Source organism: Polystyrenella longa, assembly GCF_007750395.1.
In the GTDB taxonomy this organism is placed as follows: domain Bacteria; phylum Planctomycetota; class Planctomycetia; order Planctomycetales; family Planctomycetaceae; genus Polystyrenella; species Polystyrenella longa.
The window spans coordinates 163970-182288 of the sequence record NZ_CP036281.1 but is presented as its reverse complement, the minus strand read 5'-3'; the positions used below and the strand labels follow the sequence as shown (position 1 = coordinate 182288).

Sequence of the window (18319 nt, the reverse complement as noted above, 5' to 3'; positions counted from 1 at the left end):
GGCGCGGCATCACTCTTATCCTGGACAAGACTAGGCGGCATTTCGAACGATATTCAAGATCCGTTCGAAGTCTTCATTCGAGTTGAAGGGAATGACGATGTTACCGGTGTCATTCGTTTTCAGTTTGATTTCAACCTGTGACCCTAACACCTGTCGCAACTGCTCCTGCAACGAGGCGATGTGGTTGTTCATTTCGGGAGGTTGTTTTTTGTCCTGTTTTTCATTTCCGGGGAACTGAATAACTTCGGCACCTTCATCCCCCTGCTTCTGCCAGTCTTTGACTAACTTCTCGGTTTTGCGAACAGAGACTTTGTCATTGATGATCTGCTGGCAGATATTCACTTGGGCTTCATGGTCTGTGACGGCCAGGAGTGCACGCGCGTGTCCGTTGGTAATGCGATCGTTTCGCAGTTCTTCTTTGACCGGCTCGCTCAATTCGAGCAAGCGAATCAGGTTCGTTACAGTCGATCGGTCCATACTCATGCGGGTAGCAAGATCTTCAACCCGCAACGAGAATTTTTCGAGCATCTCCTTGAACGCTTCCCCTTTTTCAAGGGCGTTCAAGTCTTCTCGTTTGAGGTTCTCTTCGAGAGCCGCTTCGGCCACGTATTGATCGGAAAGCTCCAGCACGCGGCAGGGAATGCTGGTCAGGCCGGCCTGTTTGGCGGCCAGCCAGCGGCGTTCACCCGCGATCAGCTGGTAACGTCCTTCATGTGATCTCACGAGGACTGGTTGCAGCAGACCATGCATTTTGATGCTCTGGGCAAGATCATTTAACGCAAGTTCGCTGAATTGTTTTCGGGGTTGAGACGGATTGCGTTCGATCAGTTCGACGGCGATGTGATTTTTGTCTTCTGAATTGCTTGCCTGGAAATGTTCTTCTCCTTCGACAATCCGTTCGCCTTCCTGACTTTTTCCGCCCAGCAGCGCGCTTAATCCGCGCCCCAGACGTCGCTTGCCGGCGACGACCTGTTCTTCCTGAGCCCCCTGCTCATGCTGTCCACCCTGTTCCGGCTGGAAGCCTTGATTATCCTGGTAAGCCTGATCTTCCTGTACACCATATCCATCCATGGTTCAATCACCCTGCGAAGTCGTTTTTAAGCGTATTAATCGTGATAAAAATCAGAATTAAAGAGGAAAACAAGCCGGTTTGATCATCCTGATCACCTTGCTGAAATCTCTGTTATTTTCATCGGACTGAGAGAGCTCACAGCCAAATTGGAGCGGGCGGCATTCTGACAAATCTTCCCATTTCGTGCTATCCCGATTCTGATATTTTTAACAGAGGCAATTTGCGCGGACTACAAAAAGAAAAAAGAGCCTTTTCCACTCGGAAAAAACTCTTTCGATATCTGTTCTGGTAATAGCTCGATTTCGGAATCTCGCCCTTTATTCGGGCCAGACACCATCGACGATCGGCTTCAATTCGAGCTTGGTCGGATCGATGACGACATGTTTCACGCGACGTCGTTTGAAAGTGTAAGTCGCGTGAATCATTCCGTCGCTGGTCTGGATAATTGCTGGATAGGAATACTCGCCCGGATTTGATTCGAGAACCAGCCCGGCCTGCCAATCTTTCCCATTTTCCGTTACAGCGATATTGAGCGGAGAGCGATCTCGTTTGCCACCAACGTGGTTGTAGATGAGGATGACGCCTCCCTGCTTCATATTGACGGCGTCTGTTCCGCTGTTGTTGTTAGGCATTTCGCTCAAGGTCATTTCGCCCCAGGTCCGGCCATTGTCGTCGGACCAGGCTTCGGCGATTTTTCCCTGACGGCTACGACAGAGAATCTGCAATCGGTCACCATACTGAACGATTGAAGGCTGAATGGCTCCAATTTCTTCACCGTCATTCAATGGACCAGTTGAGTGCCAACTGCGGCCTTCGTCTTTGGTCCAGTCGATCTGGACTCGCCAGCCTTCGTTCTCGGTACTGGTAGGAGAGAGCAACGTTCCCTCTTTGGTGACGAAAGGTTTGTTTTTAATTGGTCCCGGAATTTCATCCGGCAGACGCACAGGATCACCCCAAGTTTGACCGTCATCGTAGCTTTTGGCCATCATGCCCCACCAGGTACGGGGGTCGGGGCCGACTTTGTAAAACAGAATCAGGGGACCATCAGCGACCTGATGTAGAACGGGGTTCCAGGTGGGGTGGCGTGTTCCATCCGCCTGAACACCGTTGTACAGTTCGACCGGCTTCGTCCATTCATCATTGAGATGGCGAGAGAACCAGATACCAACATCGGGATTCTTTTCGTGCGTTCCCCCGAACCAGGCAGCAACGAGACCGCTGGAAGTTTCCGCGAGCGTCGACGCGTGACATTGCGGATGCTCGGGAGTGACATAGATGAACTCCTGTTTCACAAAACCGGGCTGGGCCTGGGTGGTATTGGGGTCGTAGGTCTCTTCTTCGGCGGCGGGAAGGACAGGACTTCCCAGACTTCCGCACAGCAGCAAGGCAGACAAAGCGCAGATTAAACGGGTGGGCATACTCACAACTTTCTTAAACAGGCTGAAGCCGAAGCGTTATCTCGGCAGAATTCGGATTGCCCTCTATCGTTAACTCCACTCCGACAAGATGCAACAGTGGATCCGGCGATTTATGATGCAGTTTCGTTTTTACGAACGGAAAAAGACTGGGAACCAAGGGGGGAAAGGCATTCCTTGACCAGACGCTGCAGCCTCACCTAAAATCACGGACCCCATTTCAGGCCCCCGGACCAGATGTCCTCCTTTTTTCATCAATCGAAAAGTTGCCCCCCATGACCACCGTTCGTACCCGATTTGCCCCCAGCCCGACCGGATATATGCACATCGGGGGGATGCGCACGGCCCTGTTCAACTGGCTGTGGGCGCGGCACAACAATGGCGTCTTTATTCTCCGCGTCGATGATACCGACCGGGAGCGAAACGTCGAGGAAGCTCTCGGCCCCATTCTCCAGGCCTTCAAATGGCTGGGACTTGATTGGGATGAAGGACCGGAAGTCGGCGGACCCCACGGGCCCTACTTCCAATCGGAACGGGACGACCTCTATAAAGCCGGCGTCGAAAAGCTGCTGGCCGAAGGAAAGGCGTATCACGATTACGATACTCCCGAACAAATTAAGGCAGACCGGGAAGAGGCTCAGAAAGAAAAGAAGCAATACATCAACATTCGTCGCTCGCTCGAACTAACCGAAGAAACACGAAAGCAGTACGAAGACGAAGGGCGCCCTTCCGTCGTTCGGTTTCTGATTCCTCGGGATCAGAAAGTTGAAATCAACGACGAAGTCCGCGGTCACGTCGAGTGGGACGCCGGACTGATATCCGATCCCGTGATTCAACGAACGGACGGTTCCTGTCTGTACAACTTCGCGACGGTCGTCGACGATGCCAGTATGAACATCACCCACGTGATTCGTGCCGAAGAGCATCTATCGAACACACCGACGCAGGTTCTGCTGCATCAGGCGCTGGGAAATACGCTTCCCACATTCGCACATATCCCATTTGTGACGGCCCCCGGCACGACCAAGAAACTGAGCAAACGCGATCTCAGCAAATACAAAAACAATCCAAACTTCAAAAAGATGTTTGACCGGGCCGATCAGGTATTTCCGCTCATCGGTCTTGGCGATTCCGAAACATTGAACCCAGTGATGGTCGAGTACTACGAGCGAATTGGCTACTTGCCCGCTGCCGTGTTGAACTCGCTATCCCGAACCGGTTGGTCATTGGATGACAAAACAGAAATTCTGTCGCTCGACACGGTCGTCAAGAACTTCACATTAGATCGTGTCGTTAAAAACCCGGCCGGCCTCGACCCGGACAAACTGTTCAGTTTTCAAGGCCACTGGATGGGTGAGCTAAGCCTCGACGAGAAGATTGATGGCTGTCTCCCCTATCTATTGAAAGCAGGCATTCTCAATGAAGCCGAAGCCGTTTCCAAACGAGCCTTTGTCGGCCAAGTAGTCGAATCCCTCGGCGACCGATTGAAACTGTTCGCGGACATTTTGGACGTCGCTTACTTCTTCCAGGATGAGATCGAATACAGCGAAAAAGACTTCAAAAAACGAGTCGCCAAAGAAGGTGTCCCCGAGTTGCTGACGACTTATCGGGAACGAGTTGCCGCGCTCGACGAATTCAATGCGGAACAACTCGAAGCGTTACTCAAAGGACTTTGCGAAGAGAAAGAAGTCTCCGGCGGTCTATTGATTCATGGCCTGCGTATCTCGACGACAGGCAGCCCGGTTGGGCCAGGTCTGTATGACTGCCTGCTGCTGGTCGGCAAGGAGAATGTTCTCAAGCGAATCGACACCGCCGTCGCCCGTGCAAACTCAATGTAAATCTACGGAATAAAATCTTCATTGACGGGATCATTCAGCGGCTTTAGAGCCGCTGAGAGTCCAATGTCGATCGGAGGTCGCGTTCAGGCTGAACCGATCTATGCCGGCTTCCTCGGCGAGCTCGTTGACTTCCTCTAGTGTCAAAGCCGCGTGCAACGAATTCGCGAGCAGCTTTTGTGCATAGAACGATTCTTCGCCCGCATACTCTTCGACCAGCTTCATCAGTTCGTCTTCACTCTCGGGTCGCATCAGGTCGCGTATGAACAACAGTCCCCCCGGTTTTAATACACGCACCATTTCCCGAAAGACATCGGCAGGCTCCGGAATGTGATGCACGATGCTATTGGAGATCACTACGTCGAACGGACCGAGATCCTCTGGGATTTGTTTGGCATCAATCGATTTCAGGGAAATCTGCTCCGAGAGCTTTGCCTCTTCGACGTTTTGCTCGCCCAGTTTCAACATCTCTTTCGAAAGATCGATTCCAATGATCTGGTGAGGCTCTTTCGACTGCCGGCAAATCTCGATCGGAATTAAGGCAGTACCCGTGCCGACATCCAGAACCTGCAAAACGCCGGTCAGATCGTATTGAGTCACTTCCCAAGCGAGGTCCGTCACGAATAGCTCGTTCACCTCCCGATGATCCATCTGATTGTATTCCTGTGCCTCACCTGACTCGTCCATCACTTCCGGTTCAAGCTGTCGTGGTATCATTATGTCAATTCCTTCAATGGTAACTTTAATTACGGAAGTCTATTTAACTTCTGCTGCCTGTCCAACTTACTGCGTACTTTAGTATTGCACCCATATAAAGCGTCGGACACACCCGAGATAGATGTGTTTACCTCAACAAGGAGTCATTCAGTACGCTTTTGTTCTCGCTGAAGTCGACATTCGACCACGATCCGAATCTGATCGTAGGAGACTTCTTGCTTTAACTCTTCGAAAATTGGCTTGAGCCGCTCGGCACCAACTTCATCGACAACCGTTTCAATTCGACGGGTCACCTCTTCGTCTACCCAGGGTGTCGCGTCGGTCAGCTGGTGATGTTGGATATATCGGGACAGGTAGCCATTCACGGTCGTAACTGATCGATCCAGCTCTTCCGCAATCTGGAAGGTCGTTTTTCCGTCCGCAAACAGATCGAAGGCGGTCTTCACTAGTTTATTCAGTTCGGACGACTTCGCTTTCGCTTTGGGACGTCGTACTCGGGTTCTTGTATCGACATCCTGTTCCAGATCGTTCGAATCGCAATAGGCGGAAATTGCATCCAGAAATCGCTGGCCATAATCTTCCGACTTTTTCTGACCGACTCCTTTGACCTGTAAGAGGTTGTCCATCGACGACGGACGCAACCGGGCCAAACCACGCAGAGTCTCATCACTAAAGACCATGTACGGTTTCAGCTGCCGATCCTCGGCCGTTTCCAGCCGAAGCTGTCGCAGTTCCTGGAAGAGATCCTGGTCAACACCTGCCCAGGCATCCCCCTGTACTTCCTGCGATCGTCGACTTGCTCGCTCTGATTTGCTTTCGATGCGGGGTTGAATCAATTTGGGTTCGCGATCTCCTTTCATCACTTCCCAACCGATCTCGGTGAGACGAAGAAGTTGATACTCTCCTGCTTTTTGCAGGTAGTGCTGAGCCACCAGTTGATTAATCCAGTTACGGATAGTCGCCAGGCTCTCTTTTTTGAGAAGTCCGTAAGTGCTTAGCTGATCATGTTGATTTCCGAGCACTTTTTTATCCCGGGAACCCTTTAAAACCGAAGCAGTATAACTGGTTCCGAAACGTTGATCCTGACGGTATACGGAGGAGAGTATCTTTTGTGAGACGACGAGGGAATCTTTAACCAGTTCATAATCCCCCCGACAGACATCGCACCCGTGTCCGCATGTTTCTTCCAGCGACTGTCCAAAGTGTGCGACGAGTTGCTGATGCCGACAGACGTAGGCATGACAGTACCCCAACATCGCCCGGATAGAATTCATCGAAGCCTGATTAACGGCTTCCGGTTGATCACTTAAAATCCGTTCCCAAGAATACAGGTCCGCTTCGGAATAGAAGAGGCAGCATTCCGCTTCCAGACCATCACGACCCGCGCGACCACTTTCCTGTTGATAGTTCTCGATAGACTTGGGAAGGCCGGAGTGAATCACATACCGTACATTCGGTTTATCGACCCCCATGCCAAAGGCAATCGTCGCGACAATGATATCGGTCCGGTCCTGAATGAAGGATTCCTGATTCCCGCTGCGATCATCATCCGGCAAACCGGCGTGATATGGGAGTGCGCGATACCCCATTTCATTCAGAGCATTGCTGACGTTTTCGACTTCTTTCCGCGAGATACAGTACACGATTCCAGATTCATCCGGGTGTCGTTCAACCACTGCACGAATCTGTTGCAGACGGTCATTGATCTGCTCTACTGAATACGAAAGGTTCGGTCGGTCGAACGGACCTACCAGGATTTCGGGTTCGATCAACTGAAGCTGATTGGCAATGTCTTCCCGGACCTGCTCGGTGGCGGTCGCTGTATATCCGTGTATTGAAATGTTCGGGAAGATCTCACGGATCTGTTTCAGTTCTCGATAATGCGGTCGGAAGTCATGCCCCCACATACTAACGCAGTGCGCTTCATCAATCGCGATAAACGAGACCTTAGCCTGCACCAGCTTTTCGAGCAGGTAACTGTTCATTAAACGTTCGGGGGCGACGTACAACAGTTTGAGTGTACCGGCCTGCATTTCGTCGAACACTTCGCGAGATTCATCCCAACTGAGCGTGCTGTTCAGATAAGCCGCGGGAATGCCACATGCTTTGAGCGCATCGACCTGGTCCTTCATCAACGAGATCAAAGGGCTGACCACGACTGCCAACCCTTCCATCGCCATCGCCGGGACCTGATAGCAGAGCGATTTTCCGCCCCCTGTTGGAAGAACGACGAGCGAATCGCGCGCAGCCATCACCGAGACCATCGCCGCTTCCTGCAGAGGCCGAAATTCATCGTACCCCCAGTACTCTTCGATGATTTCCCGTAATGATTCTGTATGCGATTCCGTTTCCATCCTGTTGGTCATCATTCCCTTTTAAGCATGTAGTTCCGTCTAAAAAACAGGACTCGGTGCCCCTGAACCTGAACGGGCCGGAAGAGAGCGTTCGGGCGTACATCGCCGTTGACAGTCGGCAGGCCTTACCGTCCCCTTGGAGGACGGCAGTCCTATTGTGCAGGAGGGACCGGAATTCCTCTAGTCTGAACCATCGCTGGGAGAGAATAAAGCGTGATTCGCAGCCGAACAGCGCGGCACTACTTTTTAAGCGAAAACAAATTGCGAAAAGAAGTAGTATTCTGGAGCGGTGGTGCTTCGACAGGTTGATTCCGAAGGAAACGGGCAATGTCCCGTTTAATGTGCCGTGCCGTCTGATAACGATCTTCTGGAAGTAGCTGAGTCGCTTTGTCGATGATCGCTTCCAAAGGACGCGGAATTTCCGGGTTTACCGATCGGGGAGGAGCAATCGCTCTGGCCTGAATGCCATGAATGACATCTTCCGGATTGTCTCCCGGAATCATTTTGTGCAAAGTCGTCAGTTCGTACAACGTCGCCCCGAAGGAATAAATATCACTCCGTTCGTCGGAGACGCCATGCAGGCATTCGGGTGCCATGTAGCGAAGTGTACCCGCGACAATCGCCGATTGAATCTCGGTCTGTTCTTCTATCTGCTGGGCCAGCCCAAAGTCGGTGATCCGAATGTTGCCACGTGGATCAAGCAGCAGGTTCGAAGGTTTGATATCGCGATGCAATGTCTCAGCTTGATGGGCATGTTGAAGTGCTTTAGCAACCTGAATACCGATCTTGCCAATTTGCTTCCAGGCGTTTCGTTTCAGGCAGCGAGACTCGTCAACCGGTGCGGTCCGTTCTTGATCGGTGTCTGGTTTAAGCTCGTCCCCGTTCTGGAACGACTCCATTATTTCGGTCGCCGTAACGAGACCCATCGGTTCCCGCAGTCTTTTGATCAACCAGTGCAGGCTCATCCCTTCGACAAGCTGCATTGCGTAATAACAACTTCCATCGGACTCGCCAAAGTCGAGGACGGATACAATGTTTGTGTGCTGCAAGCGGGCAGCCAGACGGGCTTCGGTCTGAAACCGTTCTCGCCATTTCTTCGCGTGAGCGAATCCTGTCAGCAATAGTTTTAAAGCAACTCGATGACCAGACTGTTCATTGACCGCCTCAAAGACGACCCCCATGCCCCCCCGTCCAATTTCACGAACGATCTGATAAGGTCCAATCTTTTCGATTTTGATCGGACGTTGCTGCTCGCGTTGAGCCACATCCATATCTTTGGTCGATTTCCACTGCTCCATGCTGGCGGCAATTGGAAATACCTCATTGATTTCTTCCGCCAGATGAGGGTACCTTTTTACGTACACATCTATCGCTGGAAGAGTTCCTTTACGCAACTCTTCCAGATACTGGGTCAACAGGATCTCGAGAAGATCCCTGGTCTGAGGTTCATCGGCTGGCGACTGGTCAGGCACACCGTACACCTTCATCTGGTAAGCACTTATCGCTTCGCTCATTTCAGACTCTCTGATTCGCACGAGAGAAACAGAGTGAATGAGGCGCGCTATCTTATTACGTCAATACGATTATACATCGTGACGACCAGCAGAAGAGAGGCCCGATTGCTGTTCCTCTTCGATTTTTACCCGAAGGGTCGTCAACCGCACGTACGTCAGGACAGAAACCTGTCTTTCGCACATCCGTGAAATAACAAACAGCGGAACGACCAATCTCAATACGTCAGGCATCTTCCGGCATCAACCCGGGAATTGCGGTTAAAACATGTTTCAGATGTTTAATTGCCCGGATATATCGAACCGAGGCCGCCTGAGGCGTCAAATTTAGAATCTGGGCAGTTTCCGAGTTGGTCAGCTCCTCGAAATGCCGCAAAGCGAGGACTTCCCGGTCGATCTCACTTAAACTGGAGAGGGCTGCTTCCAGATTCTCTGAGATTTCAGTCCTCAAAACCGCTTGGCTGGGCGAAGTCAGATGCCCTAACAGATGAAATGACAGGGCGAAAGAGGTCGATTCACTGCTGTACTTCTGGTGATTGACCCGGATCTCTTTTTTGGCAGACCGCTTCTGAGCCATCAGATGCTTGCGATGTAAGTCCGTCAGCGTCTGATTCACAATCAAACGAAGCCAGATAAAGACGGAACCGGGCGATTCGTGAAGAACGGTAGTGATCCGTTTCTCGGCGTCGATAAAGGCGTCCTGCAGAACGTCGTCCGCATCGATTCGTCCATGCATTCGCGGGTCGAGCCGAAAATGCACAATGCGCCACAAACGCTCGTAATGCACTTGAAACAGCTCCGCCAGCGCAGCACGATCTCCTTCAATGAGTCGTTGTTCGAGTTCCTCGATATCGGGCATATACCTGTCTCAGGGTCGTAAATCTATGTGAGCAAAGAGTTCAAGCCGTCTGGACCTTTGTTTAGAACCGGGCCTTTTCGTTCGCATGCTACCATTGTAAGGCCCGAACAGCACCCTACCATAGAAAAAGCCGACTTAATAGGACTGGTTTTCGGACGTTCTCGTGAATTAACCGTCAGTATCGCCATGTCATTCCACGCCGAAACCTGCTCCGAGACCGTAATTTAGGGTATGGATCCTCTTATTTGCCGCTTCTGCTCTCTTGGAGCGGGACCTATAATGAAACTCCAACCTAGAACTGCGCTCCCGCCGCAAAATGACGTCCCGGCAGGAGGACACCTTCCAGATCGCCTCCTTTTTTCCTTTACCTCCGGAACTCTCAGAATTGAAGAACATGCGCCCGATACGAGTTCACACGTACTGGATGTTCCTCTTTTTGCTCGGTTTGGCCAGCCTCTGGGCCAGAGCTCAATTTCTGGAGATTCCCGGCTGTCAAACAGGAAATTCCCTGCTCGCTCAGCTACCCGAAATCAACCCCGCCCCTCCCTCGGAAGTACAACGGGGTATTGGCGAGCAGCAGGAGTTGATCCGAAAACTGGACACCGGCCTGCAGGCCTTTGAAGCGAAAGACTACGCGAACGGGTTTGAAATTGTGCAGTCTATTCTGGAACTGGATACCGATCTATTACTCGATTCCAAGCAGTTCCCTCAATTCACCCAAGTCCAACCGCTGTCGCTCAAAAATATTGCTCTCCAAATCTTGAACGACCTCCCGACGGAGGCAAGACGGGTTTACGAACTGCAGTTGGGTACTGCTGCCGAGGCGGCGTACCTTCAATACGAGAATGAGCCTAACCCCACTCGCAAACTGGCCCTGCTCGAAGAGCTTGTTCGCCTGTATCCACAGACTGCCAGCGGGCGCCAAGCCGCCCTTCAATTGGGGAATCAACATTTCGATCGCTTTAACTTTCCCTCGGCCATTCGATATTACGAACGGGCCAACTCCAGCCAGCTGAAGACAACGGAAAGAACCCGTGTGCAATTTCGACTTGCCTGGGCTTATCTGGAAACAGGGGAGCACGCGAGAGCCAAATCGATCCTCGAGCAAATCAAAACGGATTTCCCGGAGGCCCAGATCACCTTCGGTGGGGAATCGATCCCGGTGACCCAGCTTTCCGAGGAGATACTGAAACCGACGAAGACAGACGCCTCCAACAGCAGCACCGAAGAGCTGAAAGACTGGTCGCACAACCGGGGAAATCTCTCTCGAAATGTGGTGGCGACCGCGCAACCCCGGGGAGAACCCCTTTGGCAAACCGATTTACTGGCCGCCGCTTTTGAAGCGAGAATGGATGAACTTGCTCCCGCACGACAGATCATTCGCAGCCTGATTCGCACCACCGAGTCTCAGGAGCAAGAGCTGATCCCCGTCAACGAACCTTTGAAAATCGGGCCATTGCTCATCATGCGAACCCTCGCGGGAGTCGAAGCACGCGAACAAGCCACCGGCAAACTTGCCTGGCGCGATGTGCAACTTGATCTCGAATTCGAACGTTGGGTTCTGAATCAAGCTCACCCCAGCGAACAAGTATTGGCCAATAATCGAACCACGATGGAAAACTTGCTGCGTTCCAAACTGTGGACCAATGCCCGCAGTCAGTCGCTCAGCAGCAACGGACGGCAAGTCTTCGCGCTGGACAAGGTAATCCCAGAGGAGGAGCCGAATCAGCGCGTTGTGATCTTCGGAGGGACCCAGCAAGTCGAGAGGTTCAACCGCCTGTATGCATTGGAAGCGAGCTCGGGAAAAGTTCAATGGGAGATCGGTGGGACCAGACAGTTTCAAGTTTTACCACTCGCCGGTTATTTCTTTCTCGGTGCGCCGCTCTGTTTAGAAGACAAACTTTACACGTTGGCCATCAGTGGTTCAGAGTTGTTGTTGCTTACCCTCGATGCAGACAGTGGCCACCTGATTCGTCAGCAACCTCTCCAGCAGTTATCTCCACTCGAAGTCCAAGAGCTGTTGCTTAGTAACTACGAGCTTTCTCCCGCCTTGCTTGATCAAGTCCTGCTTTGTCCGACTGGCAATGGTTTATTATTCGCCTATGACCTGACTGAAGAACGGTGGATTTGGAAAACAAAATACCCAAGTTTTTCCGCACGCTTCCGCCCTCTTGACCGCTCTTCCGCCCCTAGTGATGCCGATGAGATCCTCCTTCCTACCGAGATGAACCACCCGGGCGGCGAAGCAATTCCGATCGCGGGCGACGGCCATGTGGCAATGGCTCCGCCTGACAGTTCAGTCTTCTTCTGCATCAATGTCGCGACGGGCGAACAAAACTGGACACGGGAACAAAAAGATTTGGTCACGTTAATCGGCATCGAGAATCATCGTTTGCTTGTTCTTAATCGAAACTCGGTGGAATCTATCCATTTGGTTACGGGGGAAACAGTCTGGAAAAGTAAGCTCGACAAAACTCCTTCTGGGCGTCCCCTGTTAGCCAATCAACTCATACATGTCCCTCTCAGTTCGGGACTGATTCTCAGCCTGGAAACTGAAAACGGGCGCACCCGATCTCAATATGTTCTGAAACCACTCCAGGCACGCGGTGTCCTCCTGGCGAGCGAAGGTCAGCTCTATTGTCAGAGCGAGGAATTCCTCGTCAGCTTTCCCACAGCAGCAACCGCAAAACAGCAAATCGATGCCGTTTTGGAATCACAACCACAGTCGGAAGAAGCGCTCTATCAGCAGGCACACGAACTACTGTTATCGGGCGAGATGGCCGCCGGGCGCGAAGCATTAAGACAATTGAATACTAAGCATGACTCTCAATCAGCTCGACAACTGTTGATTCGCCTGTTGAAAGAGGACGTTCAGTATGATCCGGATCAGGCCGACCCCGCCATTGAAGAGTTACTCTCGTTGATCTCCACTACGGACGATTCTTTCTCCGTACTGAAGCTGATCGTCGATCGTTACGTCCAACGCGAAGAATATCTACGCGCATTCGACGCTGCCCTGGCATTCATTCATTCCAGTGAATCCAGCCGACTTCCCTTAGTCAAATTGGAGAAGGCCTCTCTAACGCCGACGCTCTGGTTCCGCTCTCAAATGACCGACTGGTATACCCAGCTCGACGATTCCGAGAAGCAAACTGTTCAGCAGAAGATTGAACAGTTGGTCGAGAGCCTTCTTGAAGATGACCAGGAAGGACTTTCTCAGTTGGAACAGATACTGCGTGACTTGCCCGCGTCTGTTTTTCTCCAGCGACGGTTGGTGTCGCAGTTTAATCAGGAATTGAAGGAACTGGCCGAGGAGGAAAAATCCGCGCTTCGTGACCGCCAGCAGGCGAGATATGAATTTCAACGAAATTTCTACCTGCAAGAACTCGCCCTGAACGACCCGGAACAGGGAGCCGAATGGGCTTATCAGTATTACGAACATCTACGGGAAAAGAACGAACCGCAACTGGCACTCGCCTGGCTGGATGTCATTGCGACACACTTTAAATCGTTGACTGTTCACGGCGACCAATCCGGTATCGACTTCGCCCGGGCACAGAAAGAAGAGTTGGAGCCAGGCCATACAATTAGTCGCGTCTTCGAAAGCGTCGACCTGTTTGACATTCAGCAATATCAGACCAATTCGAATCTCCCGAATGTATTGCGAACAGAACTTACTCATTACATCGACAATTCCGGTCCTTTTACTTCTTATCGATACTATTGGAATGCATCCCTGCATCGATTAGAAGTCGAAACTCGTTCTCAGGAACCAAAGTGGATTTTCCCCTTTCCACAACATTCCATCCAGGGAGTCGGACGAGACCGAACATCCGTATTTTCCAGCGGACCCTTTTTATTAGTACTCCTGGATGGCGACTTGAGCGTCTGGAAAAGTCGCGGCCCCGATGAGACACCGATCATGCTCTGGAGCCGATCTCTCATTGAGTCTCTGGACGCTTCTATTTCTACAGGTCTTAATAAACTTACCCCGTGGTATGATGTCCCCGTTCCGTTTGCGGGTCCCGTCATTGAAGACCGTATCTACTACCGCATCGGCGACACTCTTTACTCGGCCGATGTGAATACCGGCAAAGTCCTCTGGCAAGTCAAACATGTTTCTGATTCAGCGTTAATCTTCGGAAAAGATTCGATCATTGGCCTGCTCTCTTCCGATCCGCGGATGGAGCGTGAACTGACCGCTCTGAATGCGATCACGGGAGAAATCATTAACACAATTAAGCCGGGATCAGGTGAGCAACCGATCGCCATTATGGCGAATCAATGTGTTATCTCAGGTAGACAGGCGGGAAATCGACGGATTTATTCTCTATCGATCGAAACAGGGGAAATTTCCTGGGAATACACGTTCCCGGGAGACGCAGCCCTTGATGTCGTGCGGGACGAAGAAGGGGATCGGTTGGCTGTACTTGATCAAGAGGGGCAGTTCCACATGATCGATTTGACGTCCGGTAAGAAGATTGTTGATTTAAAAGTCAATCCAACCGCCCAGCTGAAACAGATCCGACTGATCGCCGCCGAAGATCAGTACCTCGTTCTCGTTGAAAAAGAACAAGCCAACGAGCGGAATTTTTCTTACTCTTACAACTCCGATCAGTTACACCCTCCTTTCCTCGTGAATGCACAATGTTTTGCCGTCAACCGTCGTAAAAAATCGTTGGAGTGGCAACGTGATTTTGAAGAGGGGATGTTCTATAGTCACCAGATCCCTGACCTTCCCATAATCCTTCTCACCATCAAGACCAAAGAAAATCTCAACCCACTGAGGTCGTCTCAGACTTTAAACACTGCAGTTCTTGATCGCCGTACTGGTAAGACTCTCTTTGAACACCAAACGCTGGCCGCCAATGACAAATACACGATTGACCTGAACCCAGATCGAAAACGGATCGAATTCAAATTCAATGATTTCACGATTCGCGCGACTCCAGCGTCGGCCGAAGTCGACACCAAACCGGAATCGGACGAATCAAAAGAGATTGAAGACCAGCAACCCGAATAATTACCGGGGATGACTTACTCTATTCCAATATCGTTCAACGAACCCTGTTGTTTGTTTTTCTGGCCTGCTATCCTCGACGGCCCCAATTACAACGGCACCCCCTCTTCTTTCTCCGTATCTACATTCCTGTTTGCCAACGACTGCCTGAGCCCTCCGATGACTGCCGAGCCTTATCTGATTCAACTCGCCACTCGACTGAGTTTCGGTCTGCGCGAATGGGACGAGGAACGATGTATCCGGCACGCCCGTTTCATTCAGGCACAACAACAAGAAGATGGTGGTTTTAAAGGTCGCGATGGTGATTCGGATCTCTATTACACGAGCTTTGCTCTAAGGGGACTGACTTTAGTCTCCCAACTGACTCCCGAAATCGCCGAACGGACGATCCCGTTTTTACAGGAACATCAACCGCTTCGTCTGAACGTAGTCGACCTGATCAGCTGGTTGAATTCCGCATTGATGTTACAAGTCACGACCGGCGTCGATCTGACTTCCGCCTTCTCGGCCGACCTCGTTCCGCAGTTGATGGACCGATTGGAATCATTCCGTCGCGAAGATGGTGGCTATGCCAAGTCCGACCAGGGCGCAGCTGGAAGTACATATCAATCTTTTCTGACTGCTCTCTGTTATCAATTCCTCGGTCAGTCCGTTCCACGACCAAATGCTTTGATTCAATTCTTGTACGACCGACAACGTGAAGATGGTGGGTTCGTTGAAATCGCCCCCATGAAACGAAGTGGAACGAACCCCACCGCCGCTGCGGTGGTCATGCTCAACATTCTCGATGCCTGGGATCAGGAACTGGAAGAAGACCTGCTGCACTTTCTTAAAGAAGTCCGCAGCGATGAAGGGGGGTTTCAGGCGAATACGCGGATCCCCTTTGCAGATGGGCTCTCTACTTTTACGGGGCTGCTAACGCTTCAGGATCTCAACATCCCTGCCAACCGCCTGCTCAAAGCGGATCGAATCCGGAACCTTTTCGAGACTCAACTTGAATTCCCTACAGGGGGATTTCGCGGGGCGCATTGGGATGACCAGGCCGATGTCGAATATACATTCTACGGACTCGGCACGCTCGCGCTGTTGAATGCCGAAGAGAGCTAAGACATCCTGCGAGGATTCTCAGGAATCGGCATCCACACCAAGAAGATGCAATCGCAACTGGTTGAGAATTGCTTTACTCACACGTCCCTTATAAATCCCCGGGTCACCGCCAAGCGTAAAGTTCTTCTCGACTTCTTTCCCATCTGCAATCAGCACGATCGAAACATCGGGCACCATATCATCCGATTCAATCATATCCCGATCCCAGTCAGAAACGGCGAGCAGATAATCCGTTTCCATCAAATCCCGTGCAGCCTTGGCAACCTCTATCAACGAGGGATTCTCCGAGAACGATTCTGTTCCCAGGTTATTCAATCCCGTTAATGCCCGCTGCATATCGGGGTAGATCAACCCACCGGCGAAACAACGAGGCGACTCCATGTAGTCATGAATTCGGTTGGCCAGAGCACCCCCGGTTCCCAACTCAAGCGTCGCAAATGTTTGGTGTCGTTCATTAAGCAGGTCGACGACGATGTGTTCCAGTTCCTGGTCTTCTTCACCAAAGACGAGATATCCCAATTGAGTCGTAATCAATTCTTTGGTCTGCTGGATTTTAATTTCGCATTCTTCCGGCGTTTCTCCACTCGTATTGATCCGCAAGGTGATGGTCGCTTCATGAACAGTGATTCCGACTTCCGGGTCGCGTCCCCGGGCCGTCAATTCTCCCAGCAGTTCTTCCATCGTCGACTCGCCTCTTCCGAAACAGTTCACCCGAGCGTGCCGAATCAGGCGTTTCCCCTGGGGAAGATGGGGTAAGACTTCTTCCACAAACATGCGTTTCATTTCGGCCGGCACACCGGGTAGAGCGACAATATCGGCATGGGGCGGAAAATCGGCCTTCATCCAGATACCAGGCGCGGTCCCGATAGGATTGTGAACAACCTTGCTACCGACGGGAAACAGTGCCTGCACCTTGTTCCGTTCCGGCATCGTAATATTTCGGCGGGAAAAAAGATGTTGTAAGTGAGCAAGAGCCGCCTCGTTAATTTCCAGATCGACGCCTGCCATGTCAGCCATCATCTGACGAGTCAGATCGTCCAATGTTGGCCCCAGGCCCCCCGTGATCAACACCAGCGAAGAACGTTCCGCAGCGGACCGTAACAGCCGAACCAGCTCTTCGATATCATCCGCGACCGTATGGTGAGCGCGAACGACTAAGCCATGTTCGGCCAAACGTTGACTGAGCCACTGACTGTTCGTATCCAGCTTGGCTCCTGAAGTCAGTTCAGATCCAATGGCAATAATCTCAGCGTGCATGGGGACATCCAGAATGGAAAATGAAATAAAGCGTAGTCAGGTTTATTCTCAGCTCGAGCTACTGGGCAAATCAGCCCGGGACTCAACAACCTGATGATAGAGAGAGAGCGTTTTTTCGACCATCGGTTCGACCGAAAATTTCTGCTTCACAAACGCACGGCCCGCTAAACCAATTGTGCGAGAGATATCCGGATGATCGAGAGCATCGATAAATTTTTTCGCCAACGCCTGACTATCAGCGGCAGGTACAATCCAGCCCGTTTCTCCATCTCGAACAATACTGTCGACCCCACCCACATTCGAGGCAATTACCAAACGCCCCATCGACATCGCCTCCAGCATGATTGTCCCCAGGCCCTGTTGCAGGGAGGGAAGGCAGTAAATGTCGATCGCCTTCAACGGGGCGGACAGGTCACGCAGATTAGTGGCAAACGTGACATGCTGAGTCAGGTTCAACTCTTTCGTAAGTCTCCGCAGGTTCGTTTCCTCTGGCCCTGCTCCGGCAATAATAAACTCCACGTCATACTTATCGTCGACCAGTTGCTTCGCGGCACCAAGAAAATAAGGGATCCCTTTGACCTTTTCCAACGGGCCCACGATTCCGATAACCGGTACACGTGTCGGGTTGAGTAAGTCAGTCTCCAGATTGAGTTCCGGGATCGGCACACCGTTATGAATTCGGGCAAGGCAATTCGAGGGATATTTAACGTGTTTTAGAAAGCTCCGTTTCACGTCCTGGCTAACGGTGATGACTCTGTCAAAACGATTCACATGCCGCAGCCACGGCTCATTCCCAATCAGATGTTTTTGAATTGTCAGAATGGCGGGTCGGTTCAACGCGTCGGCTAAATTGAGTCCAAAGTCCGCCAGCGAACCAGATTGCACGTGAATGAGATCGGGAGGAGAATCGAGCAGGTCGCGTTCAATCAATCGCTGTACGATCCGTCCCCAGATGGGCAAGTCGAGATGACGGTACTCCGAGATGTGCCATCGATCGATGTCTTCCGCACTCAGCAGATGCGCTTCGGGGGTGATCACTTCAAACTGGATGTCTTTCTGCGTGAACGCATTGCAAAGCCGCATGGTATAACGAGACCGTCCGCGCAGTTCGAATCGCTGAGCCAGCAACAGGACTCGCATCTGATCAGGCATAACCATTTCTCAAATAGGGA

11 protein-coding genes are annotated in these 18319 nt (G+C 51.6%); 3 read left to right on the top strand and 8 right to left on the bottom strand.

Going from position 1 to position 18319, the window contains the following annotated elements; genetic code table 11:
* Nucleotides 1–30: 30 nt before the first annotated feature.
* Both Pla110_RS00665 and Pla110_RS00660 read right to left on the bottom strand, forming a co-directional pair.
* A complete protein-coding gene (locus Pla110_RS00665) occupies nt 31–1071 on the bottom strand; it encodes a ParB/RepB/Spo0J family partition protein (protein ID WP_144992175.1) in 1041 nt (346 codons plus the stop codon).
* 318 nt (nt 1072–1389) lie between these two features.
* Nucleotides 1390–2490 (bottom strand): sialidase family protein, encoded by a 1101-nt coding sequence (locus Pla110_RS00660; protein ID WP_144992173.1) that lies wholly within the window; start codon nt 2488–2490, stop codon nt 1390–1392.
* Nucleotides 2491–2762: 272 nt separating this feature from the next.
* Here Pla110_RS00660 and gltX point away from each other — a divergent pair, with 272 nt between their 5' ends.
* On the top strand, nt 2763–4325 hold the full coding sequence (gltX, locus tag Pla110_RS00655; RefSeq protein ID WP_144992171.1) for a glutamate--tRNA ligase: 1563 nt from the start codon (nt 2763–2765) through the stop codon (nt 4323–4325).
* 30 nt (nt 4326–4355) lie between these two features.
* Here gltX and Pla110_RS00650 read toward each other — a convergent pair whose 3' ends face one another.
* The 4 genes from Pla110_RS00650 to Pla110_RS00635 all read right to left on the bottom strand — a co-directional run bounded on the left by Pla110_RS00650 (nt 4356) and on the right by Pla110_RS00635 (nt 9763).
* Nucleotides 4356–5039 (bottom strand): class I SAM-dependent methyltransferase, encoded by a 684-nt coding sequence (locus tag Pla110_RS00650; protein ID WP_197440416.1) that lies wholly within the window; start codon nt 5037–5039, stop codon nt 4356–4358.
* A gap of 143 nt (nt 5040–5182) precedes the next feature.
* Nucleotides 5183–7393 (bottom strand): DNA helicase RecQ, encoded by a 2211-nt coding sequence (recQ, locus tag Pla110_RS00645; protein ID WP_197440415.1) that lies wholly within the window; start codon nt 7391–7393, stop codon nt 5183–5185.
* A gap of 239 nt (nt 7394–7632) precedes the next feature.
* A complete protein-coding gene (locus tag Pla110_RS00640; protein WP_144992169.1) occupies nt 7633–8907 on the bottom strand; it encodes a serine/threonine protein kinase in 1275 nt (424 codons plus the stop codon).
* Nucleotides 8908–9130: 223 nt separating this feature from the next.
* Nucleotides 9131–9763 carry a sigma-70 family RNA polymerase sigma factor gene (locus Pla110_RS00635; RefSeq protein ID WP_144992167.1) on the bottom strand — a complete coding sequence of 211 codons (633 nt, stop codon included), beginning with the start codon at nt 9761–9763 and terminating at the stop codon, nt 9131–9133.
* Nucleotides 9764–10157: 394 nt separating this feature from the next.
* On the opposite strand from Pla110_RS00635, the gene Pla110_RS00630 reads away from it, so the two are divergent.
* The gene (locus Pla110_RS00630; RefSeq protein ID WP_197440414.1) at nt 10158–14786 is read left to right on the top strand and encodes an outer membrane protein assembly factor BamB family protein; all 4629 of its coding nucleotides are present in this window, start codon (nt 10158–10160) and stop codon (nt 14784–14786) included.
* Nucleotides 14787–14795: 9 nt separating this feature from the next.
* A complete protein-coding gene (locus Pla110_RS00625) occupies nt 14796–15890 on the top strand; it encodes a prenyltransferase/squalene oxidase repeat-containing protein (RefSeq protein WP_231742789.1) in 1095 nt (364 codons plus the stop codon).
* Nucleotides 15891–15908: 18 nt separating this feature from the next.
* Here Pla110_RS00625 and Pla110_RS00620 read toward each other — a convergent pair whose 3' ends face one another.
* Entirely contained in the window at nt 15909–17147 is a 1239-nt protein-coding gene (locus Pla110_RS00620) for a competence/damage-inducible protein A (RefSeq protein ID WP_144992163.1), read from the bottom strand.
* Nucleotides 17148–17195: 48 nt separating this feature from the next.
* Nucleotides 17196–18299, bottom strand: coding sequence for a glycosyltransferase family 4 protein (locus tag Pla110_RS00615; RefSeq protein ID WP_197440413.1), 1104 nt, complete (start codon nt 18297–18299; stop codon nt 17196–17198).
* Between the last annotated feature and the right edge of the window lie 20 nt (nt 18300–18319).